Origin of the sequence: Sulfitobacter sp. W074 (assembly GCF_025142275.1) — a bacterium.
GTDB classification, from domain to species: Bacteria; Pseudomonadota; Alphaproteobacteria; order Rhodobacterales; family Rhodobacteraceae; genus Sulfitobacter; species Sulfitobacter profundi.
Map to the genome: position 1 here is coordinate 115,351 of NZ_CP081131.1, position 21,826 is coordinate 137,176.

The window sequence follows — 21,826 nt, forward strand, 5'->3', positions numbered from 1 at the left end:
TCATCCTTGGTGATTTGGCCGCACTATCGCGCCGCGCTGGTCGAAGTGCAAACAGACGCGGCGCGATGAGGCTGAGAGGGCAGGGGGCTTACATCTGCCCCGGTAGGAAAAGCACCAGCGCGGGGAAGATCAGCAGCAGGATCAGCCGCAGGATATCGACCAGCCAGAAGGGCGTGACCCCGCGAAAGATCGTCCCGGTAGAGACATCGCCGACCACGCCCTTAAGCACAAAGACGTTCAGACCCACGGGAGGGGTAATCAGGCTGATCTCTGTCACTACGACGACGATGATACCGAACCACACCGGATCAAACCCAAGGCTGGTGACCAGTGGAAAGAAGATCGGCACCGTCAGCAGCAGCATCGACATGCTCTCGAAAATGCAACCAAGCGCGATGTAAATCAAAAGGATCAGCCCCATGACCACCCATGGGCCGAGGTCCAGCGCCGTGACGGTCGCCAGCAGCCCTTCGGGCAGGCCCGCGAGGTTCACGAAGTTTGAGAAAATCCATGCGCCAATCAGCACCGAGAAAAGCGAGGCGGACGTGAGCGTGGTTTCCTCCAGCACCTCTCGCAGTCCGGCCCAGCTGAGCCCGCCACGCGCCCAAGCGATCAGGAACGCACCTGCAGCGCCCATACCCGCCGCCTCTGTCGGGGAGAAGGCGAGGTGGATGGGCCAGAAATCAAGCACACCGTAGAGCCCGCCGATCACCAGCGCAAAGAGCGCTAGCACCGACCAAACGTGGTTCAGTGCGCGCAGCCGCTCACCCCATGTGGCGCGGGGGCCAGCGGGGCCTGCCTCGGGGTTCATGGCGACGGAAAAGCGCACCGCGCAGAGGTAAAGAAGGATGCCAAGCGCGCCGGGCACGATGCCCGCGATAAACAGCGCGCCGATCGAGGTCTCGGTCAGCAGCCCATAGATCACAAGGATCACCGACGGCGGGATCAGGATGCCGAGCGTGCCGCCAGCGGCAATGGACGCGGTCGAAAGACTGTCAGCATAGCCGTATTTGCGCATCTCTGGCATGGCGACTTTGGACATGGTCGCCGCCGTGGCCAAGGACGAGCCACAGATCGCCGCAAAGCCCCCGCAAGCCACGATGGTGGCCATCGCCAAGCCGCCGCGGAAGTGCCCCAGAAAGGCGTTGGAGACTTGGTAAAGCTCACGGCTGATGCCGCCTTTGTTGACGAAGAGCCCCATGAGGATGAAAAGCGGGATCACCGACAGCCCGTAGTCTTGGCTGGTGTCGATAATCAGCCGCGACACCATAGAGATTGAGGCGCGGTAGCTGGTTTCATAGACCAGCCCGACCATCCCAACGAGGCCCATGGCAAAGGCAATCGGCAAGCGCAGCAAGACGAGGGCGAAAACGGCGGCAAAGCCGATGGCAGATGCGATCATGTGGCAGGGTCCAGAAGTTGCGGCGCAAAGAGGCGCAAAAGCCCGCGCAGGATCAGCACAACGGCGGTGAGATAGGTCATCACCGCGATGAACATGCCGATGTAAAAGGTCGGAATTTCAAGGTATTCTGTCACGTCGCCATAGCTCAGCGCGCGGTAGGCAAGGTCCACGACCCGCCCGGCCGGAAACCACAGCATCACCCCGCACCCCAGCGTCACCAACCCGTCGCGCCAGCGTTGCAGCCCCCAATTTTCAAAGGGGCGGTCCAGCAGATCAGCAGCGATATGCCCCTCGCGACCAGACAGAACGGGGAGGGCAGAGAAAACGATCAAGGCGATGCCGATGCGGATCAGCTCGGTCGCGGCTTCGATCGGGGCGTTGAAGACCGAGCGCATGATGACATCGGCAAAGGTCAGCACCATCAGCGCGAAAAGCGCGACAGAGGCCATCGTCATCGGCAGGGCCGAGAGGGCGGCGGTGAGGCGGATCAAAGAGCGCATGGCGGTTCCCTGGCTGGGGGCCGACCGCTGCTGCGACCGGCCCCTTTGGCGGTGGGGGTTACTGGCTGGCGTTTGCCATTTCCTCACGCATCATCTCATAGGCGGCCTGCCCATCGACACCGGCCTCGTCCAACTCGGCGATCACCTTGTCGCGCACCTTGGCGGCCATTTCGGCAAAGCGGGCCTGATCTTCTTCAGAGGCGGTGACGATCTTGTTGTCGCCTGCGGCTTCGGTCGCCTCACGCGCGTCCACGTCGCTCTGATCCCAGACGGCACCCATCATGCGGCTCGCCGTCTCGCCAAAAACTTCGCTGTCGAGCTTTTGCTGCACGTCTTCGGGCAGGCTGTCAAAGGTCTCTTGGCTCATGATGACCGAGAAGGAACCACGGTAAAACCCGCCGGGCATTTCATAGACGTTCTTGGCGACTTCGTTCAGTTTAAAGCTGATCCGCTCGCCCATGTTCATCGCCACCGCGTCAGCGGCACCGGAATCGAGGGTTTCGTAAACCTTGGGCGCGGGCACCTGAATGCCGACGAGGCCAAGCTCCGCCCCCACATCCGCCGAAACACCGCCACCGAGACGGGTTTTAAGCCCTTGGAGGTCTTCCAGCGAGGCGACTTCTTTGTTGGAGTGAATCTGCCCCGGACCGTGGGTCGTCAGCGCAATAACCTTCACGCCGCGGTGCTCGTCCAACTCGGCCAGCATCGCTTCATGCACGCGCCAATGGGCGACCGAAGCCGCCTCGGCATTGCCCTCGTATCCGGGGATTTCCACCAGCTTGGTGCCGACGAAACGACCGGGCGTGTAGCCATGAAACAGGATCGCGATATCTGCGGCACCGTCCAGCAACAGGTCCATCTGCGCGGGCGGCGGGGCAAGGCCGTTTTTCAGCTCGGTCTCGATCAGCCCATCACTGGCTTCCGACATCATGTCGGTCAGTTGCGTGAACATGCCGGTGTTGACCGGGTGGCTTGGTGGCAGCCAAGTGGAAATGGTCAGCGTCTCGGCGGCAAACGCGCCGGTCGCGGTGCAGAGCGCAAGCGCACTCGTCGTGAGAAACTTGGTGAATTTGGTCATTTTGGGCTCCTCCCCATACCGTTCGATATGCCTTGGCGGGGTTCTCCCAAACCCGTGCCGCCAAGTATATGCTTTTTCATGTATTCACATTTACAGCACGATTGGAACCATTTTTTGCGCGCAGGGCAAGGGCTGCGATCAGCCGCGTTGATCCGCAGTGTCGTCCAAGGCGGCCAGCAAGGATTTCAGCGCCGGTTTCAATTGCGCGCCCTCATTGCCCTTGAGCATTTCGATCAAAGCGGCCTCATGACGGCGCGCTTGCGGCACCAGTTCGGCGGCCAGCGCCCGGCCCGCATCGGTCAGATAGACCCGCACGCGGCGGCCATCGGCGGGGTCACTGCGGCGGATCAGCAGGCCGCGTTCCTCCATTTGGGCGATGATCCGGGTGAGTCGTGATTGCTCGGCCAGCGCCTGCCGAGCCAGTTGCGTGATCATCGCGCCATCGGTGTCCGACAGACAGGCCAGCACGCGCCATTCCGGCACGCGCAGCCCCGCCTTGCGCACCTGCGCGTGGAACTGTGCGCTCGCCACATCGCTGGCCGCCGCCAACAAATAGAGCAGGTAATCGGAGACGAATCCCCCCTCCTGACCCGTGTCTTTGTCAGAGGTTGCGTCGGTCTTTTGTTGCGTCACACCTGTTAAGCCTTTGATGAAAAGAGGGCTCCTTGCGCCTCGGCACCCCTAAATGGCGGTCAAATTCGCGCTTGGCAAGAAAACCCTTGACCGAAACTATATGAAAAATCATATTGTTTACCACGGGAGGACATCACATGACGAAGATCAACGCTATTGTGCGGGAGGTCACAGCGCTGACCGATCGCATCAGTGAGTTCCAGATCGCAGCCGCAGATGGCAGCGCGCTGCCGCGGTGGGAGGCGGGCGCCCATGTGCTTTTCGATCTGCCCGACGGCGACACCCGCGCCTATTCTCTGATCTCCTTCGATCCGATTCCCGAGGCCCCCGAGAGCTACCGCATCGCCGTCCAACGCGAACCTGAGGGCAAGGGCGGCTCAACCCATATGCACGGGCTGAAACCGGGGGCAGAAATCACCTGCGCCGCGCCGAAGAACGACTTCCCCCTGACCCAAGACGCGCCTGCGGTGCTGCTGGCGGGGGGGATTGGCATCACGCCGATGATCTCAATGGCGGCGACGCTCAAGGCCGCTGGTCAGGCGTTTGCATTTCACTACTCAGGCCGCAGCTCATCCCTGATGGCCTATCGCGATACCCTGCGCGCGACCTTTGGCGATGCCTTGCATCTGCATTGTGACGATGACGACAGCGCGCTGAACCTTGATGCGGTGATTGCCTCTGCGGGGGGCGACGCGCATTTCTATGTCTGTGGCCCCAAAGGGCTGATCGACGCGGTCAAGGCGAAGGCCGAAGCCGCTGGTATCGCGCCTGACCACATCCACTTCGAACTCTTCGACGCACCCCAAGAGCAGCAGGGCGACAGCGCCTTCGAGGTCGAAGTAGCCTCAAGCGGGGAGGTTTTCACCATCCCGCCCGGCCAATCCATCATCGACGTGCTGGAGGCGGGGGGCGTCGATGTCATGTACGACTGCCAGCGCGGCGACTGTGGCATCTGCCAATGCGACGTGATCAGCGGCACGCCCGATCACCGCGACGTGGTGCTGTCTGAGGCGGAACGCGCGGCAGGCAATGTCATGCAAATCTGCGTCAGCCGCGCCAAATCACCGCGCCTTGTACTCGACATCTGAGGGAGGAACTCATGGGACGTTACGACAGCCCGGCGGCACTGGCCGCCCTCGTGCAGCCACATCAGGTGCACCGCGATATCTACACCGACGCGGAGGTGTTCCAACAAGAGATGAAGCATCTTTTCGCCAATGCGTGGGTCTTTGTCGGCCATGAAAGTCAGACGCCGAACAAGGGCGATTATTTCAGCACCCACATCGGCACCCAGCCGGTCATTCAGGTGCGTCATTCCACCGGCGACATCCATGTGCTGCTGAACCGTTGCCCGCATAAGGGCACGAAAATCGTCATCGACCGGCAGGGCAACACCGGCAAGTTCTTCCGCTGCCCCTATCATGCATGGAGCTTCAAAACCGACGGCTGCCTTCTGGCGATCCCGCTCAAAAAAGGCTACCAAAATACCGGGCTGGAAGAGACCGACAGCGGCAAGGGCATGCGCAGCGTTGGCGATGTGAAGAACTACCGCGGCTTCATCTTTGCCCGGCTCGCGGAAGAGGGCATCAGCTTCGAAGAGTTCTTTGGCGCGAGCCTGACCTCGCTCGACAATATGGTGGACCGTTCCCCCGCCGGACGGCTCGAAGTCGTCGGCCCGCCGCTGCGTTACATGCATCATTGCAACTGGAAGATGCTGGTCGAAAACCAGACCGACACCTGCCACCCGATGGTAGCCCACGAAAGCTCTGCCGGGACGGCGGTGAAACTCTACGAGGAAATGGACCTCCCCGAAGGTGCCCCCAAGCCCCCCGCGATGGAGATCATCGCCCCCTTCATGTCGCCTTACGAATTCTTCGAAGGCATGGGCATCCGCACTTGGCCCAATGGCCACGGGCATACGGGCGTAAACCATTCAATCCACTCGGATTACGCCGCCATCCCCGGCTATTTCGAAGCGCTCTGCGACAGCTATGGAGAGGAGAAAGCCAAGGCGATCTTGGACGAAAACCGCCACAACACGGTCTATTTCCCGAACATCATGATCAAGGGCCCGATCCAGCAGCTGCGCGTATTCATCCCCATCGCGGCGGACCGCACGGTGGTGGAAAGCTACATCTACCGCCTTGTCGACGCCCCGGAAGAGCTGACCGCCCGCACCGCGATGTACAACCGCATGATCAACGCGCCGACCTCCATCGTCGGCCATGACGACTTGGAAATGTACGAGCGCGCCCAAGAGGGTCTGATGGTCGACGGTTTGGAATGGGTGAACATCCAACGCCTGATCGAAGACGACGAAGATTTTGAAGTGGAAGCGGTCGAAAACGGCACCACCGAACGCCAGATGCGCAACCAATTCCACGCTTGGGTCAAGTTCATGACCATGAGCCAAACAGCGGAGGCAGCGGAATGAGCGTGACGCGCGAGTGCCTGATCGACTTCATCTATGACGAAGCGCGCATGTTGGACGAGGGGCGCTATACCGAATGGCTGAACCTCTGGCTGGCGGACGGGCATTACTGGATGCCGCTGGACTATCAGCAGACCGATCCGATCAACGAAACGTCGTTGATGTATGAGGATATGTTCATGCTAAAATTGCGCGTCGAACGGCTCAACGGCGCACGGACCTTCAGCCAAAAGCCAAAAAGCCGCTGCCATCATGTGATCCAGCGGCCTTTCGTGGATGAGATGGACATGGAGGCGGGGCGTTTCGTCACGACCACCTTCATGCACTACGTTGAGACGCGGCTTGATGAGCAGCAACTGCTCGCCATCACCGCGCGGCATGAGTTGGCCATGGTCGATGGCGCGCTTCGGATTGCCAACAAACGGGTCGATATCGTCAATTGCGATGCAGCCTTTCGCAACATTCAGTTGCTGCCATGATCGCGCCAGAGATCGCAACGGTTTACGCGGCCTTTCAGGACACCGCCGCGCGGCATCCTAACCGCGCCTTTCTCAATGTCTTGCCAGAAACGGCGGAAACCTACGGCATCGCGGCGGGCGAGGTGAGCTATGCCGCAGCCGCGCGCGAGGTTGCGGCTTTGCGTGAGAACATCGCGGCGGCGGGCTACCTTCCCGGCCAGCGGGTCATGCTGCTGGTGGAGAACCGCCCGGCCTTTTTCCTCTGGTGGCTGGCGCTGAACGGTTTGGGCCTGTCGGTCGTGCCGGTGAACCCCGATCTGCGCGCGGCGGAACTGAGCTATATGATCGACCACGCCGAGCCTGTTTTGGCCGTGGCGATCCCTTCGCGGGGCGATGACCTGCGCGCGGCGGCGCGGCAGGCGGGGCGCGACATGCCGGTGATTGCACCGGGCGATCCACTCCCATCGCCGGTCACGTTCACGGCCATCGCGGCGCATAATGGCGGCGCGGAGAACGCGGAAGCCGCACTTCTCTACACTTCCGGCACCACGGGCCAGCCCAAAGGCTGCATCCTCACCAATACCTATTTCCTCGACGCCGGGCGGTGGTACGCCGACACGGGTGGGCTCTGCGCCCTGTCGCAAGACCGCGAGCGCATGATTACGCCCCTGCCGATCTTCCACATGAACGCGATGGCCTATTCCTTTATGGCGATGATCGCCGTTGGCGGCTGCCTGACCGCGCTTGATCGGTTCCATCCGCGCACCTGGTGGGCCTCGGTTCGGGCCTCGGGGGCGACCTGCCTGCACTACCTTGGTGTCATGCCATCCATGCTGATGGGGGCCGAAGAAAGCGAAGCCGACCGCGATCACGCCCTGCGCTTCGGCTTTGGCGCAGGGGTCGACCCAAAACTCCACGCCGCGTTTGAGGCGCGCTTCGGCTTTCCGTTGGTGGAGGCTTGGGCCATGACCGAAACGGGCGCGGGCGCCGTGATCTGCGCCAACCGCGAACCCCGGAGGGTGGGCGAAAGCTGTCTTGGTGCCCCCGAGGGTGGGCTGGATGTGCGGCTGGTCGATGATGCCGGGCAAGAGGCCAATCAAGGCGAGCTGCTGGTGCGCCGCGCCGGTCCCGACCCTCGGCGCGGGTTCTTCGCGGGCTACTTCAAAAATGCCGAAGCCACGAATGAGGCATGGTCGGACGGTTGGTTTCACACCGGCGACATCGTGCGCCGTGCTCCGGATGGCGCGATGTATTTCGTTGACCGCAAGAAAAACGTGATCCGCCGCTCGGGCGAAAACATCGCAGCGGTTGAGGTAGAATCGACCCTGATGCGCCACCCCGCCGTGGCCAGCGCCGCCGTCGCCGCCGTGCCCGACGCGGTGCGCGGGGATGAGGTCTTTGCCTGTATCGTTGCCAAAGACAGCGCCGCCGATCCCGCCGCGCTGGCGCAAGAGATCACCCAATGGTGCCTCACCCAACTTGCCTACTACAAGGCCCCCGGCTTCATCGCCTTTGTCGAGGCGCTGCCCCTGACCGCGACCCAAAAACTCCAACGAGGGGTGCTGAAAACGCTGGCCGCCGACCTGCTCGCCGACCCTGCCACGCAAGACCTGCGCAGGCTGAAGAAACGGACAGCGGCATGAGGCGTCAGGGCTATGACGGTGTGGTGCTTGCGGCACCCATCTCGGTTCCCTACGCGCGCTACAGCACCGAGACCGCGCATTGGTGGATCGCCCGCGCCCTGCGCGAGATGTTGGGTGAAGCGGGAATCGCGCCGACGGAGTTGGACGGTTTTTCGGTCTCCAGCTTCTCGCTCGCCCCCGACACGCCGGTCGGGCTGACCCAACATTTGGGACTTTCCCCGCGCTGGCTTGATACCGTGCCCACGGGTGGGGCCAGCGGGGTGATCGCGCTGCGCCGTGCGGCGCGGGCGGTGCAATCGGGGGACGTGGATGTGGTCGCCTGCGTGGCGGGGGACGCAAACCGGATCGACAGTTTTCGCACCCTGCTCAGCGGGTTTTCGCGCTTTTCGATGGATGCCACCTTTCCCTATGGGTTCGGCGGCCCCAACGCCAGTTTCGCGCTGCTGATGGACCGCTACATGCAAGAATTCAGCGCCACGCGCGAGGATTTTGGCCGCATCGCTGTGGCCCAACGCGCCAATGCCTTGCACTACCCCAATGCGCTGATGAAGACCCCACTCACCCTCGATCAATACCTCAATGCACGGATGATCTCGGACCCCATTGCGCTTTTCGATTGCGTCATGCCCTGCGCGGGGGCCGAAGCCTTTTTGGTCATGCGCGAGGAGGAGGCCGCGCGCCGCAATCTGCCCTTCGCCCGGATCAGCGGCACGATCGAGCGGCACAACGCCTACCCCGAAGACCCGATGCAACTGCGCGGCGGTTGGGGTGTGGATATTGACGAACTCTATGACATGGCGGGCCATGGGCCGGAGGGCGTCGACCTGCTGCAAACCTACGACGACTACCCGGTGATCTCGATGATGCAGTTCGAAGACCTCGGCTTTTGCGCCAAGGGGGAGGGGGCCGCGTTCGTCCGCCAGCGTGATCTGACGATCTCGGGCGACTTTCCGCATAACACCTCTGGCGGGCAACTATCGGTCGGCCAAGCCGGGGCCGCGGGTGGTTATCTGGGTCTGGTCGAGGCGATCCGGCAGGTGACGGGACAGGCCGAAGGCACGCAGGTTGCAAGTGCCCGGCGGGCGCTGGTCTCGGGCTTTGGCATGATCAATTATGACCGGGGCGTCTGTTCGGCGGCGGCGATCATCGAAGGGGGCGGGGCATGACCGAACCATTGATGCCGCCCCAAACGAAGAACCCGCAAAAGCGCAGCACGGTGCCGACCCTGCCGCCTGCCCAACGCTCGCGCGCGGCGCTTGGGCTGGCGATTGCCGCAGGGCGCGGGCAGTTCGCCCTGCAGCACTGCGCGGATTGCGGCGCGGTGCAATATCCACCGCGTGATGCCTGCGGCAAATGCCTGTCGGTGGCGCTTGATTGGCGCGAAACTGAACCGGCGGGCGAGGTGCTGGCCGAAACGACGATCCGGGTCTCGCCCGATCCTTACTTTCGCGAACGTCTGCCGTGGCGCATTGGCACGGTGCAACTCGCCGCGGGGCCGGTGGCGGTGTGCCATCTGCACGGCGATGTCGGGCGCGGCGATCACGTCCGTCTGGCGCTCAAATTGGACCGGGCTGGGCAGGGGGTCATGGTGGCCCTGCCGCGAGAGGAAAGCGAATTTATGCAAGACGATCCAATGCTGCGCGCAATGTCGAGCGACCCGAAACACCGGCGGGTGCTGATCACCGATGCCCGCTCCCCCTTGGCTCTGCCGCTGGCCCAAGCGGTTTTGAAAGCTGGTGCGGCGCAGGTCTTTCTGGGCGAGCCGGAACATTGGCGGCGGTGGAAAGGACGCGCGGTTTTTGAGGCGATGGAAAACGTCAGCCTCATGCCGCTTGATGTGACCGACACCGCCTCGGTCTCGCGCCTTGCGGCAGAGATCGGCGGCAAGGTCGATATCCTCATCAACACGGCACAGTTCATCCGCCCCGGCGGGGTGCTGGGCAATGATACGATCTTTGCCCGCGAGGGGATGGAGACCAATGTGCTGGGCCTGATGCGACTGGCGCAGGGCTTTGGCCCGGCGATGGCGTCGCGCACGGCGGATGGTGTGAATTCGGCAGTGGCGTGGGTGAACATCCTGTCGGCGGGAGCCTTGGCGCCCGAGGCAGGGTTTGGCGGCTTCGATGCCTCGCAGGCAGCGGCGCGGTCGCTCAGCCAGACGCTGCGGGCGGAATTTGCCGGGTCCGGGCTGCGGGTGATGAATGTCTACACCGGCCCGGTAGACGATGAATGGCACCAACCCCTGCCACCGCCCAAAGTCACCCCCCGCGCGCTGGCGCGGACGGTGGTGACTGGCCTGATTGATGGCCTCGAAGAACTCGCCTGCGGGGATGTGGCCAAGGATGCTCTGGCCCGTTGGCTGGATGATCCGGCACTGATGGAACGTGAGATGCGGGGGAGCGGCGCATGAGCGATGCAATCACAGCACTGGCCGATGCGCTGGCAAGCGGCGCGGCCCGGGTCGTCGATCTGACCCACCGGCTTGATCCCGATTTCCCCGTGATCGTGCTGCCACCCGAGTTCGGCCAATGCGCGCGGTTCCGGATGGAGGAGGTCTCGGCCTATGACCATCGTGGCCCGGCGTGGAAGTGGCATAACCTCACCCTCAATGAGCACACTGGCACCCATTTCGACGCGCCGATTCACTGGGTCTCGGGCAAGGACGTGGCAAATGGCGCGGTGGATGAAATCCCGCCCGAGGCCTTCATCGGTCCGGTTGTTGTGATCGATTGCTCCGAGGGGGCAGGGCAAGACGATGACTTTGAACTGACCCCCGAAATCATCCGCGATTGGGAAAACAAACACGGCACGATCCCGGCAGACGTCTGGGTGCTGATGCGCACCGATTGGTCAAAGCGCAGCGGCGCGGATTACCTCAACATGCGCGAGGACGGCGCCCATTCGCCCGGTCCCACACCCGCCGCAATCTCCCTTCTGTTGGAGCGCGGCATTCGTGGCTTTGGCACCGAAACCGTCGGCACCGATGCGGGGCAGGGGATGCATTACGACCCGCCCTTTCCGGCGCATTACCTGCTGCATGGGGCCGGCAAATACGGGCTGCAATGTCTGTGCAACCTCGACCAACTGCCGCCCACCGGGGCCATGCTGATCGCACCGCCGCTCAAGATTAAAGGCGGGACCGGCAGCCCCTTGCGGGTGCTGGCGCTGATACCGGGAGCGAGACCATGAGCAATTACACCGCCGTCATCACCGGGGGCAGCAAGGGCATCGGCGCCGATCTGGCGCAGCGGCTGCTGGAGCGCGGTTATCGGGTGATCTCAATCGCGCGGGGTAAGCCGGAATGGGAGGCGGAAGGCGCCCAGCATGTCGAAGCCGATCTGCTCGATCCCGCCTCCGTCGCCGCCGTGGCCGCCGATATCGCGGCGCGTTATGACGTGACCCATCTGGTGCATAACGCCGGGTTGATCTGGCCCAATCTGATTGAAGAGGCCAAGCCCGAAGACATCTCCGGACTGGCGCAACTGCACCTCGGCTCGGCCCTGACGCTTCTACAAGCCTTCCTGCCCAACATGAAAAAACGCGGCTTTGGCCGGGTGATGTTCAACGCCTCGCGCGCGGCCTTGGGCGCCCCGACGCGCACCGCCTATTCGGCGTCGAAAGCCGGGATGATCGGCATGGCGCGCACATGGGCGCTGGAGCTTGCACCGCATGGGATCACCGTCAACGTCGTGGCCCCCGGCCCAGTGCAGACCGACAATTTCTGGGGCATCATCCCGAAAGAAAGCGAACGCGAAGCAGAGCTTGCCAAACGCATCCCGGTGGGCCGGTTGGGGCAAGTCGAGGACGTGACCAACGCATTTCTCTTCTTCTGCGATCCAGCCAATAGTTTCGTCACCGGCCAGACGCTTTTCGTCTGTGGCGGGTCGAGCATCGGGACGCTGACGCTCTGACCCTAGGGCTTAACCCTTGCGGAAATGCTGCACCAATTCAGGGACATAGGCATCGCCCGCGCCCATCTCGACGACCTTGGACAAGGCACCATAGACCCCATCGGCAATCTCAACCTGCGCGCCGGCTTGGGCGGACATCTGCCGATAATAGTCGAAATCCTTCAACGCGTTGCTGATCGCAAAGGGCAGCGCCTCGCGGTCGCCGTTTACGATGAAGGGCGACAGCCGATCAAGCGCGACACTGGCGCCGCCGCCACCCGCCAAGACATCGACAAAGCTCTGCGGATCAATGCCGGCATCTGCCGATTGCGCGGCGGCTTCGGCGAGCAGCGACATAAAGCCAACAGAGACGTAGTTGTGCAGCAATTTCAAACGGTGGCCTGCGCTGACCTCGCCCACATGTTTGACCTCGTCGGTGAAGGAGGCGAGGACGGGAGAGACCTTTTCAACAACCGCCGCGTCCCCCCCGACCAGCAGGTTCAACTTCCCCTCATGGGCGAATTGCGCGGTGCGGGTCATTGGCGCGTCAACGAATTCGCCCCCCGCCGCTTTGACTGCCTCGGCCATCTTTACCGTCGAGGCGGGCAGAGAGGTAGAGCAATCGACCACAACCGCACCGGGCTTCAGTCCGGCAATCACGCCGCCTTCGCCGGTCAGGATCGCTTCGACCTGCGGAGAGCCGGTGACGCAGAGGATGATCACATCGGATGCGGCGGCAAGATCGCCCAGACTGTCAAAGGCCGTGGCCCCCAGCCCGTCCAGCTCATCGGTCGGCTGGTTGCCGGGGTGGCCAAAATAGCCAAGCGCAAAACCCCCGCGCCGCATCACGTTGCGGGCAATTCCGTGGCCCATTAGGCCAACACCAATCATACCGATTTTCATGGATTTTTCTCCCCTTGCCACCGCCACCCCTGCGCGCGGTTCCCTTGGGGAAAGGTCTACCGCGCGGTCTGCCATGGCGCAACGCGGCTGTAGCGGATTTTCTCGGCCAAACAGGGCTTTGTATATTTGAAACCGACACATCGGTTGATAGGAATGACCCATTGATTGAAAGAGGCTGATATGACCCTGACCTTCGACCCCCACCAGATCGCCGAGACCCTCTACCACGGGCAGTTCTGCCCGATGTTCATCGACGGCAAGGATGTGCCCGCGCGCTCGGGTGAGGTGCTGAATGTGGTCGATCCCGCTTCGGGCCGGGCGCTGGCGACGGTGCCGCGTGGCGGGGCCGAAGATGTCGATGCCGCCGTCGCCGCCGCGCGCCGGGCCTTTGAAGGGGCGTGGTCGAAATTCACGCCCTATGACCGGCAAGAGGTGCTCTTGCGCATTGCCGATGTGATGGAGCGCGATTGGGAAAAGCTCTGTGTGTCGGACACCGCCGATATGGGTCTGCCGCTGGCGCGGACTATGGGCAACAAACGCCGGGTGATCGGGATGCTGCGGTTCTATGCGGGGCAGGCGGTCGCGTTGCACGGCGATGTGATCGAGAACTCGGTCTCGCAATCGATGTTCTCTTTTACAACGCGCGAGCCGGTCGGCGTGGTGGGGGCGATTATCCCTTGGAACGCCCCGACCGCTGCCTCGATCTGGAAAATCGCGCCTGCCTTGGCGACGGGCTGCACCGTGGTATTGAAGCCCTCCGAAGACGCGCCGCTGACGCCCTTGATGATCGCGAAGTTGATGCAAGAGGCAGGCGTGCCCGATGGGGTGGTCAACGTGGTGACCGGCACGGGCCGCGAAGCAGGCGCGCGTTTGGCCGAACATGAGGACGTGAACAAAGTGGTCTTCACCGGTTCGACCGCCACGGGCAAGACCATCGCCCGCGCTGGCGTTGAGAACCTCAAGCGGATCACGTTGGAGTTGGGCGGGAAATCTCCGCTGATCATCTGCAAGGATGCTGACATCGACAAGGCGGTGCCTGTCGCGGCGATGGCGGTCTACGCGCATTCGGGGCAAATCTGCATCGCAGGCTCGCGGCTGTTCGTGGCGCGCGAAATTCAGGATGAGTTCATCGAGAAACTGGCCGCTTTCGCGCGGGGGCTGAAGATCGGGCATGGCTTGGATGAGGGCACGGACCTCGGCCCGCTGATCAACCGTGTGCAGGCCGAAAAGGTCGAGGGCTATATCGCTGCGGGCAAAGCCGAAGGCGCGCGGCTGGTCACCGGCGGGGCGCGGCCCGAGGGCGCGGACTATGAAGGCGGCAACTTTCTTGAGCCGGTGATCTTTGCCGATGTGACCGACGACATGACCATCGCGCGGGAAGAGATTTTCGGCCCCGTGATCTCTGTCCTGCCCTTCGACACGATGGAAGAGGTGATCGCGCGCGCCAATGCCACGCCCTATGGGCTGGCGGCGGGCATCTTTACCCGCGATCTAAGCACGGCGCACCGCACGGTGAAACGGCTGAAAGCGGGCTCGGTTTGGGTAAACATGTACCACGCAATCGACCCGGCGGTGCCGTTCGGCGGGCTCAAGATGTCGGGCTATGGCAAGGAAGGCGGCGTGGAGCACCTGCAGGCGTATTTGGATACCAAGGCGGTTTGGATTCAGACCGAGTAGGGAAACGCGACCGGCAACGCCGCCCGGTCTGATGCCGGGCGGTAAACTGTTAAAAACCGCTGACCTTCGGCAGCCATGTCGAAATCGCCGGCACAAAGGTCAGCAGCATCAACACGACAAAATTCGCCAGAAAGAACGGCGGCATCTCACGGATCAGCGCCGCAGGGCGCAGGTTCACCGCCGAAGACACCACGAAAATCAGGCTCCCCACCGGCGGCGTCGTCAGGCCGAGCGTCAGGTTCACGATCACCACAATCGCAAAATGGTCCGGCGCGATGCCAAGCGCATGGCTGATCGGCGCCAAGATCGGCACCAAGATCATCACGCCCGGCAGCGGGTCCATAAACAGGCCAAAGAGCAGCAGCAACACGTTGACCGCCAAGAGAAACAGGATCGGCGACAACTCCCATGAAATGATCGTCTCGGCCAGAAACTGCGGCACGCCTTCGATCACCAGAACCCATGCGAAAGCCCGCGCAGCGCCAAGGATCAACAAAACGGCGGACGAAATCAACGCGGCGCGCAGGATCAGCCCCGGCAGGTCACGCAAGCGCAGCGCGCGGTAGACGAAAAAACCGCAGAAGAGGGCATAGAACACCGCGATGACCGAGGCTTCTGTGGGCGTGAAAATACCGCCCCGGATGCCGCCGACGATCAGCACAATCAGCCCAAGTGCTGGCAGCGCCATGAATGTATTGCGCCACATCTGCGCCCGCTCGGGGCGCGCATCTGCGCTGCGATAGTCGCGTTTCCAACTGACCCACCCGTTGGCGGCAAGACTGCCACAGGCCAGCAAAAGCCCCGGAATGACACCGGCCATAAACAGCGACCCGACCGAGACTTCCTGATCCTGCAGCGCATAGATGATCATCACGATCGACGGTGGAATGATCGGCCCTACCACCGCCGAGGAAATCGTCAGCGCCCCGGCGTAGGAGCGGTCATAGCCGCCTTTTTCCATCATGCGGATCATCATCGCCCCCGGCCCCGCCGCATCGGCCAAGGCCGAGCCGGAAATGCCCGCGAACATGGTGGAGGAGATCACATTGGCATAGCCCAAGCCGCCCCGCAGGTGGCCCACGAATTGTGCCGCAAAGCGCAAAAGTGTGTGCGTGATCGCGCCGCCGGTCATGATCTCGGCGGCGAGGATGAAGAAGGGCACAGCCAAAAGCGGGAAGCTGTCGAGGCCGGAAAACATCTCTTTGACAACGACGATCTGCGGATAGGAACTGCCCAAGCCAATTGCCGCAAAAACCGAAATGGCCATGGCAAAGGCAACGGGCAGGCCCAGCACCATCAGCACGAAAAGCGAGATAAAGAGGATCTCAGCCATTGGCGGCTCCCGGCATGTTTTCGGTTTGGCCATCGGGCTGATGGTAGTGGCCAGCCATGATAAAGGGCCGCGCGATCAGCAGCAGATGCACGATCAGCAAGGTGAACCCGACCGGCATAGCTGCATAGACATAGCGAAACGACAGGCGCATTGCCGGGGTCATCTGGTACTGCGCCCGCTGCATATAATCCCAGCCGACTTTAACCATAAAGGCGAAAAAGAACAACAGGATCAATACGATGACCGCGCGCAGGATACGCTGCATCCGGGTGTTCATCACGTCGTGCAGATTGGTGATGGCCACATGGCCACCCTGCCGCAGGGCAAGGCCAGCCCCCAGAAAGGCCATCCAGATCATCAGGTAACGGGCGGATTCATCGGACCATGACAGCGAATGGTTGGTGCTGAACCGCAAAGCGACATTGGCCCCCACGACCAAGACCATCCCCGTCAGGCAGGCGATCACCACCGCGGCGTTCACCCTGACGAATAGCTGTTCCAATCTGCGCATGGTTTCCCCTCCCGTGCAAAACGGCCGGAAGCGCTGCTCCCGGCCGTCTGATTTTACATCGCGGCGCTTACTCGGTCGCGGCGATCTGGTCGATCAACTCTTTGCCGTAGGTCTCATAGTAGCCTTCATAGGCGCTCTCAATCGAGGTGCGGAAGGTCGCCTTTTGCTCTTCGGTCAGCTCGTTCACTTCCATGCCGCGCTCTTTCAGCGTTTCGACGCCGCTTTGCTCGACATCATCGACGAAGCCGCGCATGGCAGCCACAGCCTCGGTCGCGCCCTTCTCAAAAGCGGCCTTGTCTTCGTCCGACAGACCTTCCCAGAAAGGTTTGCTGACCAGCAACATCGCGGGCGAATACACATGGCCCGACAGCGTGAGATACTTTTGCACTTCGTCGAGTTTCACCGACACGATCACCGACAGCGGGTTTTCCTGCCCGTCGATGGTGCCCTGCTGGAGCGAGCTGATCACCTCGGGCCATGCCATCGGGGTGGGGGCAGCACCGGCGGCGTTGAAGGCATCAAGGTGCACCGGGTTTTCCATGGTGCGCAGCTTCATGCCCGCGATGTCTTCTGGGGTCTCGATCGCGTTGCGGTTGTTGGTGATGTGGCGGAAACCCTGCTCACCCCAAGCCAAGGCCACCATGCCCGCGCCGTCAAACTCGGCCAGAATGTCTTGGCCGATGGGGCCATCAAGCACGCGGCGGGCGTGATCAAGGCTGCGGAACAGGAAGGGGATGTCGGTCACACCGGTGGCGGGGACGAAGTTGCTCAGCGTGCCGGTGGAGACGATGGTCGCCTCGACGGTGCCAAGCTGCAGACCTTCGACCACTTCACGCTCACCGCCCAAGCCGGAAGAGGGGAAATGGCGGAAGCTGAACTTGCCGTCGGTTTCGGCTTCGACGACTTCCTGCCACTTCTGCGCCGCGACGCCGTAGTGGCTGTCGGGGGCGAGGGCGTAGCCGATCTTGACTTCGGTCTGGGCGCTCAGTGCTCCTCCGGTGAGCGCGGCCAAAGTGGCGATAATTGCCGTGGGCTTGGTGATTTTGAACATTTTGTATCCTCCAGCGATCTTATTAACAAGGTCAGGAAAACTGCTAGCGCTGGACGCTCCAAATGGCAATGGGGTTGAGGGCGCTTTGTGGACAATGAATCCACAGCGTTTTGAGGGTGGTTCCCTTGGTGATATGATCCGACGCGATGCTACAACCTTTGACCACTCCAACAGTGCTCAGGACTGACCCAGCTAGAGATTGAGCTCGATCTTGCGCACCCGGTCACGGAGCAGGGTTTTGGATACGGTCAGCAAATGCTGTTCCATCGCTGCGGCCGCACCGAGCGTATCGCGCCGGGCGATGGCGTCGTTCAGGGTCATGTGTTGTTCGCCAAGTATCTGTAACGTCTCTGGCGCGTGAGAGCTGCGGCGGCGCGAGGTCCAAGCCACTTCGCGGCGCACCGCGCGGATGGATTCGTAGACCGTGAGGAACAGCGGGTTCCGGGCCATTTCGGCGATCTTGTAGTGGAACATGTCATCCGCTGCCTCATAGGCGTCGGGATCACTGAGGTTCAGCGTGGCGCGCATCAACTGGTCCAGCCGCTCGATCTCTTGCGGGCGGGCGCGGTCGGCGGCGAGGGCGGCCAGCGCGGGCTCGACCTCAAGCCGGACTTCCATGACATCGCTTGGCGTGACCTGCCGGGCGAGGTGGCGCAGGCTGTCGGCATTGGTGGCGGGCGGCGGCGTGGCAAAGGTGCCTTGGCCGTGGCGGCGGTAGATCGTGCCATCCTCTTGCAGCAGGCCAAGCGCCAGCCGCAGCCGCGCGCGGCTCACGCCGAAATGCTCGGCCAATGCCCGTTCGGGCGGCATCCGCCCATCGTTCAGAATATCCCCTTGCCGGATCGCTCCGCGCAGCCGCTCGGCCAATTCATCTTCACTTGGGGCGGTCTGGGGGGGCTGAGTCATGAGTTGGAAAACGCTTCAAATAAATCAATGAACATACGCAATGACGTTACCATCAGGAAAATTCCAAAGGCAAACCGAAGCGCCCTTCGGGGGATGCTATGGGCCAATTTTACTCCGACATGGGCAAAGCTGCTGGTCAGCGGAATGATGATGGCCGCAGCGGCAAGGTTCACATAGCCAAGCGAGAAGGGCGGCAGCCCTTCGGCGCCGAGGCCCGTCAGCGCATAGACCACCGCGCCGGGCAGCCCGATGATAAAGCCGATTGCGGCAGAGGTGCCGACCGCGCGGCGGATGTCGTAGCCGAGAAAATTCAACAGCGGCACGCCAATGGTCCCGCCCCCGATGCCCATCATCGCCGACAGCCCGCCGGTGACAACACCCAGCACCGCCCAGATGGACTTGGCAAAGCCGCGCGGCGTGGGGTCGTCTTTGGTCTTGCGAAAGATCATGTCGAGCGCGACGAGCGCGGCTACGGTGGCAAAAACGCCGACAAGGATCAGCCCCGAGACATAGCCCCCCAAAAGCGCGCCGATGACAACGCCAACCAAAAGCGACGGCGCCCAGAGTTTCAGCAGGTCCATATCAATCGCGCCGCGTTTGAAGTGACCATAGCCAGAGGACAAAGAGGTAAAGACGATAGTCGCCAGCGAGGTGCCAACGGCTACCTGCATGGTAATCGCCGGGTCCATCCCCGCCGTCGACAGGGCAAGATAGAGCGCAGGCACAATCACAATACCGCCGCCAACACCCAGCAGACCCGCAAGGATACCGCCAAAAATACCGGCGGTCACCGCAATGGCGAGGAGGGGCAAAAGCTGGCCAAAATCGAGCGCGTTCATCGGGTTAATCTTTCTTTGTCTCTACATCTGTCGCCAGTGACCGGCTGGCTTTGCCCGCTGCTTTGCGCGCCTCTTCGGCCCGCGCAATCGCGGCATCAATTGGTCCGCGGTCCGAGGTGCCCGAGAAATTGTCGAGGCTCGGCATCGCTTCGGCCACATGGAGATAGCGCTCTCCTGCGACCTCAAGCAGCCGGTCAAGTTCGCCAAGCGGATCGCCGTGATCGTCGACCCGCAAGTCGAGATAGGCGTGGTCCTGCCCGCGGTGGATCACCAGCCCCGCCGCCTGACGCCCGCGTTTGTCGCCGCCCGCCTCTTCGCCCGCACGCATCGCGGCAAGCAGCCGTTCGGCCATCGGCAGATCGCTGCGGGCGGCATAGGTGTCGAACGTGGCCTCTACGACCTCTGGCCCGGTCAGCATATTGCCCGCAACCGAATGAGTGCTGCCAACGCGGTGCCCGGCCCAATCGACACAGCCCGCACCGGTATGCGCGGCGAAATTCCCCTCGGCGTCGAGCATATGGCACTGGCGGATATCGCGGCCTGCGTCGCGCGCGGCGAATTCCTTCAGCAGTGCTTCGGCGGGGTCACCGCTTTCCAGCATGCGCCGGCCTTCGGTCCCCCAAAGCGGATTGACGAAAGCCTGCGTCGCCACGGCGACACGGCGCCCGATGTAGGGCACGGCAGCCCCGCAGGCGAAAAAGCGGCTGGCCACGGCGATGCCGATTTCTTGGCTGTCGGGATCACGGGCGATGATGGAATAGGTCATGGGTCAACGTCCTACGGCATAGGCCTGCATCAGGCGGGGGGTCGCGGCGGCCTGAAGGCTGCCATCGGGATTGCGCAGCGCGGCGGTCATCCGCCCCACTGACCACGGCTCGGCCACGGTGACAATATGCCCCCGCGCGCGCAGCACGTCGATCACCGCAGCGCCGACATTGGGTTCGATCATCATCTCGCCGGGCAGGGCTTGGCGGGGAAAGAAGCTGCTTTGAAAATGCATGGTATGGAACAGCGGCGCGTCCATGCCTTCTTGGAGGTCGATCCCGTGATGCACGAAACGCAGGAACCAGATCAGCTGCCATTGATCCTGCTGGTCGCCACCCGGCGTGCCAAAGACCAGTTGCCGCCCATCTGCATGCTCGGCGAAAGAAGGGGTCAGCGTGGTGCGTGGCCGACGCCCGGGGGCAAGCGACGTGGGCAGGCCCCGCTCAAGCCAGAACATCTGTGCGCGCGAGTTCAGCGGAAAGCCCAAGCCTGGCACGACCGGATTGCTCTGCAACCATCCGCCCGAGGGCGTGGCCGAGACCATATTGCCCCAGCGGTCGATCACATCAAGGTGCACGGTATCGCCGCGTTTTTCGGTCAGATGCGCCATCGTCGGTTCTTGCGGCGCGGCATTCTGAACGCCGAAATCACGGGCAGCGCGTTCGATATAACGCTCGGCCAAATGCTCCAACCCGGCGATCACGCCGGGGCGCTGCTCAAGGGACGCTTTGCCGTTCACCAGTTTCGCGCGCTCAGCGTTATAGGCGTCAGAGAGCAGTTCTTCCATCGGGATGATGCTCTGTTCGGGGTCGCCGTAATAGGCTTCGCGGTCGGCATAGGCGAGTTTCATCGCCTCGATCACCGTATGGGTAAAGGAGGCGCCCATCGGGTCCATCGCGGCCAGATCAAAATGCTTGAGAATGGCGAGGGCCTGCAAAAACACCGGCCCCTGCGACCAGGCGTGGGTCTTGTGCACCGTCCAGCCGTGATACTCATACGTGAGCGTGTCTTCGTAGCTGGCCTGCCATTTGGCCATGTCCTCGCGCGCCAAGAGGGCGCTGTTCTTTTGCTCTGACACGTCATGAACGCAGGCGTCTTCTAGATAGTCGAAAATTGCATCGGCCACGAACCCTTCGGACCAGATTTTCCGCGCGGCCTCGATCTGCGCGCTGCGGTCCTCTCCTGCGGCTTCGGCCTCGCGCAGAATCCGTTCATAGGTGGCGGCTAGATCGGGGTTTTTGAAGTTGGCATTGGGCTCTGGCGCTTCGCCGCCCGGCGTCCAGACGGCGGCGGAGCTGGGCCATTCGGCGGCGAAATATTCGGCCAACCCCTTGATGGTGTTCGACACGCGCGGCAGCACCGGATGGCCATCGCGGGCATAGTCGATCGCGGGCTGCATCACCTCGCGAAGGCCCATGGTGCCATGATCGCGCAGCATCAGCATCCAGCCGTCAAAGGCACCGGGCACCACTGTCGACAAAAGCCCCGAGCCGGGGATCAGTTTCAGCCCGAGTTCCTCGAAATGCTCGAGCTTGGCGGCGGCGGGGCTGACCCCCTGGGCGCAGACGACCTTGGTCGCCTGTTTCTCCGCGTCGTGAAAGATGATCGGCAGATCGCCTGCCGGGCCGTTCAAATGCGGCTCGACAACCTGCAAGACAAAGCCCGCAGCCACGGCGGCGTCAAAGGCATTGCCGCCTTTTTCGAGGATGCCAAAACCCACGGTCGAAGCGATCCAATGGGTCGAGGTGGTGACACCGAAGGAGCCGCGGATTTCAGGACGGGTGGTAAAGGGGGTCATGTCGTCTC

Annotated in this window: 21 protein-coding genes; 9 read left to right on the top strand and 12 right to left on the bottom strand. The window is 62.5% G+C overall.

All coding sequences use genetic code 11. From position 1 onward, the window contains the following. Nucleotides 1-88: 88 nt before the first annotated feature. From K3762_RS17865 to K3762_RS17880, 4 genes are all read right to left on the bottom strand, one after another. A complete protein-coding gene (locus K3762_RS17865) occupies nucleotides 89-1,402 on the bottom strand; it encodes a TRAP transporter large permease (protein ID WP_120352313.1) in 1,314 nt (437 codons plus the stop codon). Beyond that, entirely contained in the window at nucleotides 1,399-1,902 is a 504-nt protein-coding gene (locus K3762_RS17870) for a TRAP transporter small permease (RefSeq protein WP_132445394.1), read from the bottom strand. Before K3762_RS17870 ends, K3762_RS17865 begins: the two co-directional genes overlap by 4 nt. Nucleotides 1,903-1,960: 58 nt before the next feature. Then, the gene (locus tag K3762_RS17875) at nucleotides 1,961-2,980 is read right to left on the bottom strand and encodes a TRAP transporter substrate-binding protein (RefSeq protein WP_067628729.1); all 1,020 of its coding nucleotides are present in this window, start codon (nucleotides 2,978-2,980) and stop codon (nucleotides 1,961-1,963) included. A gap of 138 nt (nucleotides 2,981-3,118) precedes the next feature. Further along, on the bottom strand, nucleotides 3,119-3,613 hold the full coding sequence (locus K3762_RS17880) for a MarR family winged helix-turn-helix transcriptional regulator (protein ID WP_120352314.1): 495 nt from the start codon (nucleotides 3,611-3,613) through the stop codon (nucleotides 3,119-3,121). Between the two features lie 137 nt (nucleotides 3,614-3,750). On the opposite strand from K3762_RS17880, the gene K3762_RS17885 reads away from it, so the two are divergent. The 8 genes from K3762_RS17885 to K3762_RS17920 are packed head-to-tail and all read left to right on the top strand — an operon-like array spanning nucleotide 3,751 to nucleotide 12,056. Further along, nucleotides 3,751-4,701, top strand: coding sequence for a PDR/VanB family oxidoreductase (locus K3762_RS17885; protein WP_132445391.1), 951 nt, complete (start codon nucleotides 3,751-3,753; stop codon nucleotides 4,699-4,701). Between the two features lie 11 nt (nucleotides 4,702-4,712). Continuing rightward, the gene (locus K3762_RS17890; protein ID WP_132445388.1) at nucleotides 4,713-6,047 is read left to right on the top strand and encodes an aromatic ring-hydroxylating dioxygenase subunit alpha; all 1,335 of its coding nucleotides are present in this window, start codon (nucleotides 4,713-4,715) and stop codon (nucleotides 6,045-6,047) included. Next, nucleotides 6,044-6,523 (top strand): aromatic-ring-hydroxylating dioxygenase subunit beta, encoded by a 480-nt coding sequence (locus K3762_RS17895; protein WP_132445385.1) that lies wholly within the window; start codon nucleotides 6,044-6,046, stop codon nucleotides 6,521-6,523. Before K3762_RS17890 ends, K3762_RS17895 begins: the two co-directional genes overlap by 4 nt. Beyond that, complete coding sequence (locus K3762_RS17900) at nucleotides 6,520-8,145, top strand: AMP-binding protein (RefSeq protein WP_132445382.1); 1,626 nt, start codon at nucleotides 6,520-6,522, stop codon at nucleotides 8,143-8,145. Before K3762_RS17895 ends, K3762_RS17900 begins: the two co-directional genes overlap by 4 nt. Then, nucleotides 8,142-9,311 (top strand): thiolase family protein, encoded by a 1,170-nt coding sequence (locus K3762_RS17905; protein ID WP_132445379.1) that lies wholly within the window; start codon nucleotides 8,142-8,144, stop codon nucleotides 9,309-9,311. The genes K3762_RS17900 and K3762_RS17905 overlap by 4 nt, the downstream gene beginning before the upstream one ends. After that, the gene (locus K3762_RS17910; protein WP_260012873.1) at nucleotides 9,308-10,555 is read left to right on the top strand and encodes an SDR family NAD(P)-dependent oxidoreductase; all 1,248 of its coding nucleotides are present in this window, start codon (nucleotides 9,308-9,310) and stop codon (nucleotides 10,553-10,555) included. The genes K3762_RS17905 and K3762_RS17910 overlap by 4 nt, the downstream gene beginning before the upstream one ends. Then, on the top strand, nucleotides 10,552-11,334 hold the full coding sequence (locus K3762_RS17915; protein ID WP_132445373.1) for a cyclase family protein: 783 nt from the start codon (nucleotides 10,552-10,554) through the stop codon (nucleotides 11,332-11,334). Before K3762_RS17910 ends, K3762_RS17915 begins: the two co-directional genes overlap by 4 nt. Continuing rightward, nucleotides 11,331-12,056: an SDR family NAD(P)-dependent oxidoreductase gene (locus tag K3762_RS17920; protein ID WP_132445370.1), complete on the top strand. Its 726-nt coding sequence runs from the start codon at nucleotides 11,331-11,333 to the stop codon at nucleotides 12,054-12,056. Before K3762_RS17915 ends, K3762_RS17920 begins: the two co-directional genes overlap by 4 nt. Nucleotides 12,057-12,065: 9 nt before the next feature. Here the strand turns inward: K3762_RS17920 and K3762_RS17925 are convergent, their stop codons facing one another. Beyond that, entirely contained in the window at nucleotides 12,066-12,938 is an 873-nt protein-coding gene (locus tag K3762_RS17925; RefSeq protein ID WP_132445367.1) for an NAD(P)-dependent oxidoreductase, read from the bottom strand. Nucleotides 12,939-13,118: 180 nt separating this feature from the next. Between K3762_RS17925 and K3762_RS17930 the strand changes: the two genes are divergently transcribed. Next, nucleotides 13,119-14,615 carry an aldehyde dehydrogenase gene (locus tag K3762_RS17930; RefSeq protein WP_260012876.1) on the top strand — a complete coding sequence of 499 codons (1,497 nt, stop codon included), beginning with the start codon at nucleotides 13,119-13,121 and terminating at the stop codon, nucleotides 14,613-14,615. A 49-nt stretch (nucleotides 14,616-14,664) separates the two neighbouring features. Here K3762_RS17930 and K3762_RS17935 read toward each other — a convergent pair whose 3' ends face one another. The 7 genes from K3762_RS17935 to K3762_RS17965 form a co-directional block, all read right to left on the bottom strand. Beyond that, on the bottom strand, nucleotides 14,665-15,948 hold the full coding sequence (locus K3762_RS17935) for a TRAP transporter large permease (protein ID WP_120352325.1): 1,284 nt from the start codon (nucleotides 15,946-15,948) through the stop codon (nucleotides 14,665-14,667). Next, a complete protein-coding gene (locus K3762_RS17940; protein WP_260012878.1) occupies nucleotides 15,941-16,459 on the bottom strand; it encodes a TRAP transporter small permease in 519 nt (172 codons plus the stop codon). The genes K3762_RS17935 and K3762_RS17940 overlap by 8 nt, the downstream gene beginning before the upstream one ends. Before the next feature lie 67 nt (nucleotides 16,460-16,526). Next, nucleotides 16,527-17,510 carry a TRAP transporter substrate-binding protein gene (locus K3762_RS17945; RefSeq protein WP_260012880.1) on the bottom strand — a complete coding sequence of 328 codons (984 nt, stop codon included), beginning with the start codon at nucleotides 17,508-17,510 and terminating at the stop codon, nucleotides 16,527-16,529. Between the two features lie 192 nt (nucleotides 17,511-17,702). Next, entirely contained in the window at nucleotides 17,703-18,416 is a 714-nt protein-coding gene (locus K3762_RS17950; protein ID WP_260012881.1) for a FadR/GntR family transcriptional regulator, read from the bottom strand. Further along, a complete protein-coding gene (locus K3762_RS17955; RefSeq protein ID WP_120352329.1) occupies nucleotides 18,413-19,255 on the bottom strand; it encodes a sulfite exporter TauE/SafE family protein in 843 nt (280 codons plus the stop codon). Before K3762_RS17955 ends, K3762_RS17950 begins: the two co-directional genes overlap by 4 nt. Nucleotides 19,256-19,259: 4 nt before the next feature. Continuing rightward, nucleotides 19,260-20,021 (bottom strand): DUF1028 domain-containing protein, encoded by a 762-nt coding sequence (locus K3762_RS17960; RefSeq protein WP_120352330.1) that lies wholly within the window; start codon nucleotides 20,019-20,021, stop codon nucleotides 19,260-19,262. Between the two features lie 3 nt (nucleotides 20,022-20,024). Further along, nucleotides 20,025-21,818, bottom strand: a complete 1,794-nt coding sequence (locus K3762_RS17965) for a gamma-glutamyltransferase family protein (protein ID WP_132445355.1) — start codon at nucleotides 21,816-21,818, stop codon at nucleotides 20,025-20,027. Between the last annotated feature and the right edge of the window lie 8 nt (nucleotides 21,819-21,826).

What these genes read in the sequence shown, in the direction of transcription:
- K3762_RS17965 (WP_132445355.1), bottom strand. Translation starts at nt 21,818, where the DNA reads ATGACCCCCTTTACCACCCGTCCTGAAATCCGCGGCTCCTTCGGTGTC.
- K3762_RS17925 (WP_132445367.1), bottom strand. Translation starts at nt 12,938, where the DNA reads ATGAAAATCGGTATGATTGGTGTTGGCCTAATGGGCCACGGAATTGCC.
- K3762_RS17950 (WP_260012881.1), bottom strand. Translation starts at nt 18,416, where the DNA reads ATGACTCAGCCCCCCCAGACCGCCCCAAGTGAAGATGAATTGGCCGAG.
- K3762_RS17920 (WP_132445370.1), top strand. Translation starts at nt 11,331, where the DNA reads ATGAGCAATTACACCGCCGTCATCACCGGGGGCAGCAAGGGCATCGGC.
- K3762_RS17905 (WP_132445379.1), top strand. Translation starts at nt 8,142, where the DNA reads ATGAGGCGTCAGGGCTATGACGGTGTGGTGCTTGCGGCACCCATCTCG.
- K3762_RS17945 (WP_260012880.1), bottom strand. Translation starts at nt 17,510, where the DNA reads ATGTTCAAAATCACCAAGCCCACGGCAATTATCGCCACTTTGGCCGCG.
- K3762_RS17895 (WP_132445385.1), top strand. Translation starts at nt 6,044, where the DNA reads ATGAGCGTGACGCGCGAGTGCCTGATCGACTTCATCTATGACGAAGCG.
- K3762_RS17885 (WP_132445391.1), top strand. Translation starts at nt 3,751, where the DNA reads ATGACGAAGATCAACGCTATTGTGCGGGAGGTCACAGCGCTGACCGAT.
- K3762_RS17955 (WP_120352329.1), bottom strand. Translation starts at nt 19,255, where the DNA reads ATGAACGCGCTCGATTTTGGCCAGCTTTTGCCCCTCCTCGCCATTGCG.
- K3762_RS17940 (WP_260012878.1), bottom strand. Translation starts at nt 16,459, where the DNA reads ATGCGCAGATTGGAACAGCTATTCGTCAGGGTGAACGCCGCGGTGGTG.
- K3762_RS17910 (WP_260012873.1), top strand. Translation starts at nt 9,308, where the DNA reads ATGACCGAACCATTGATGCCGCCCCAAACGAAGAACCCGCAAAAGCGC.
- K3762_RS17890 (WP_132445388.1), top strand. Translation starts at nt 4,713, where the DNA reads ATGGGACGTTACGACAGCCCGGCGGCACTGGCCGCCCTCGTGCAGCCA.
- K3762_RS17960 (WP_120352330.1), bottom strand. Translation starts at nt 20,021, where the DNA reads ATGACCTATTCCATCATCGCCCGTGATCCCGACAGCCAAGAAATCGGC.
- K3762_RS17930 (WP_260012876.1), top strand. Translation starts at nt 13,119, where the DNA reads ATGACCCTGACCTTCGACCCCCACCAGATCGCCGAGACCCTCTACCAC.
- K3762_RS17935 (WP_120352325.1), bottom strand. Translation starts at nt 15,948, where the DNA reads ATGGCTGAGATCCTCTTTATCTCGCTTTTCGTGCTGATGGTGCTGGGC.
- K3762_RS17865 (WP_120352313.1), bottom strand. Translation starts at nt 1,402, where the DNA reads ATGATCGCATCTGCCATCGGCTTTGCCGCCGTTTTCGCCCTCGTCTTG.
- K3762_RS17900 (WP_132445382.1), top strand. Translation starts at nt 6,520, where the DNA reads ATGATCGCGCCAGAGATCGCAACGGTTTACGCGGCCTTTCAGGACACC.
- K3762_RS17915 (WP_132445373.1), top strand. Translation starts at nt 10,552, where the DNA reads ATGAGCGATGCAATCACAGCACTGGCCGATGCGCTGGCAAGCGGCGCG.
- K3762_RS17870 (WP_132445394.1), bottom strand. Translation starts at nt 1,902, where the DNA reads ATGCGCTCTTTGATCCGCCTCACCGCCGCCCTCTCGGCCCTGCCGATG.
- K3762_RS17875 (WP_067628729.1), bottom strand. Translation starts at nt 2,980, where the DNA reads ATGACCAAATTCACCAAGTTTCTCACGACGAGTGCGCTTGCGCTCTGC.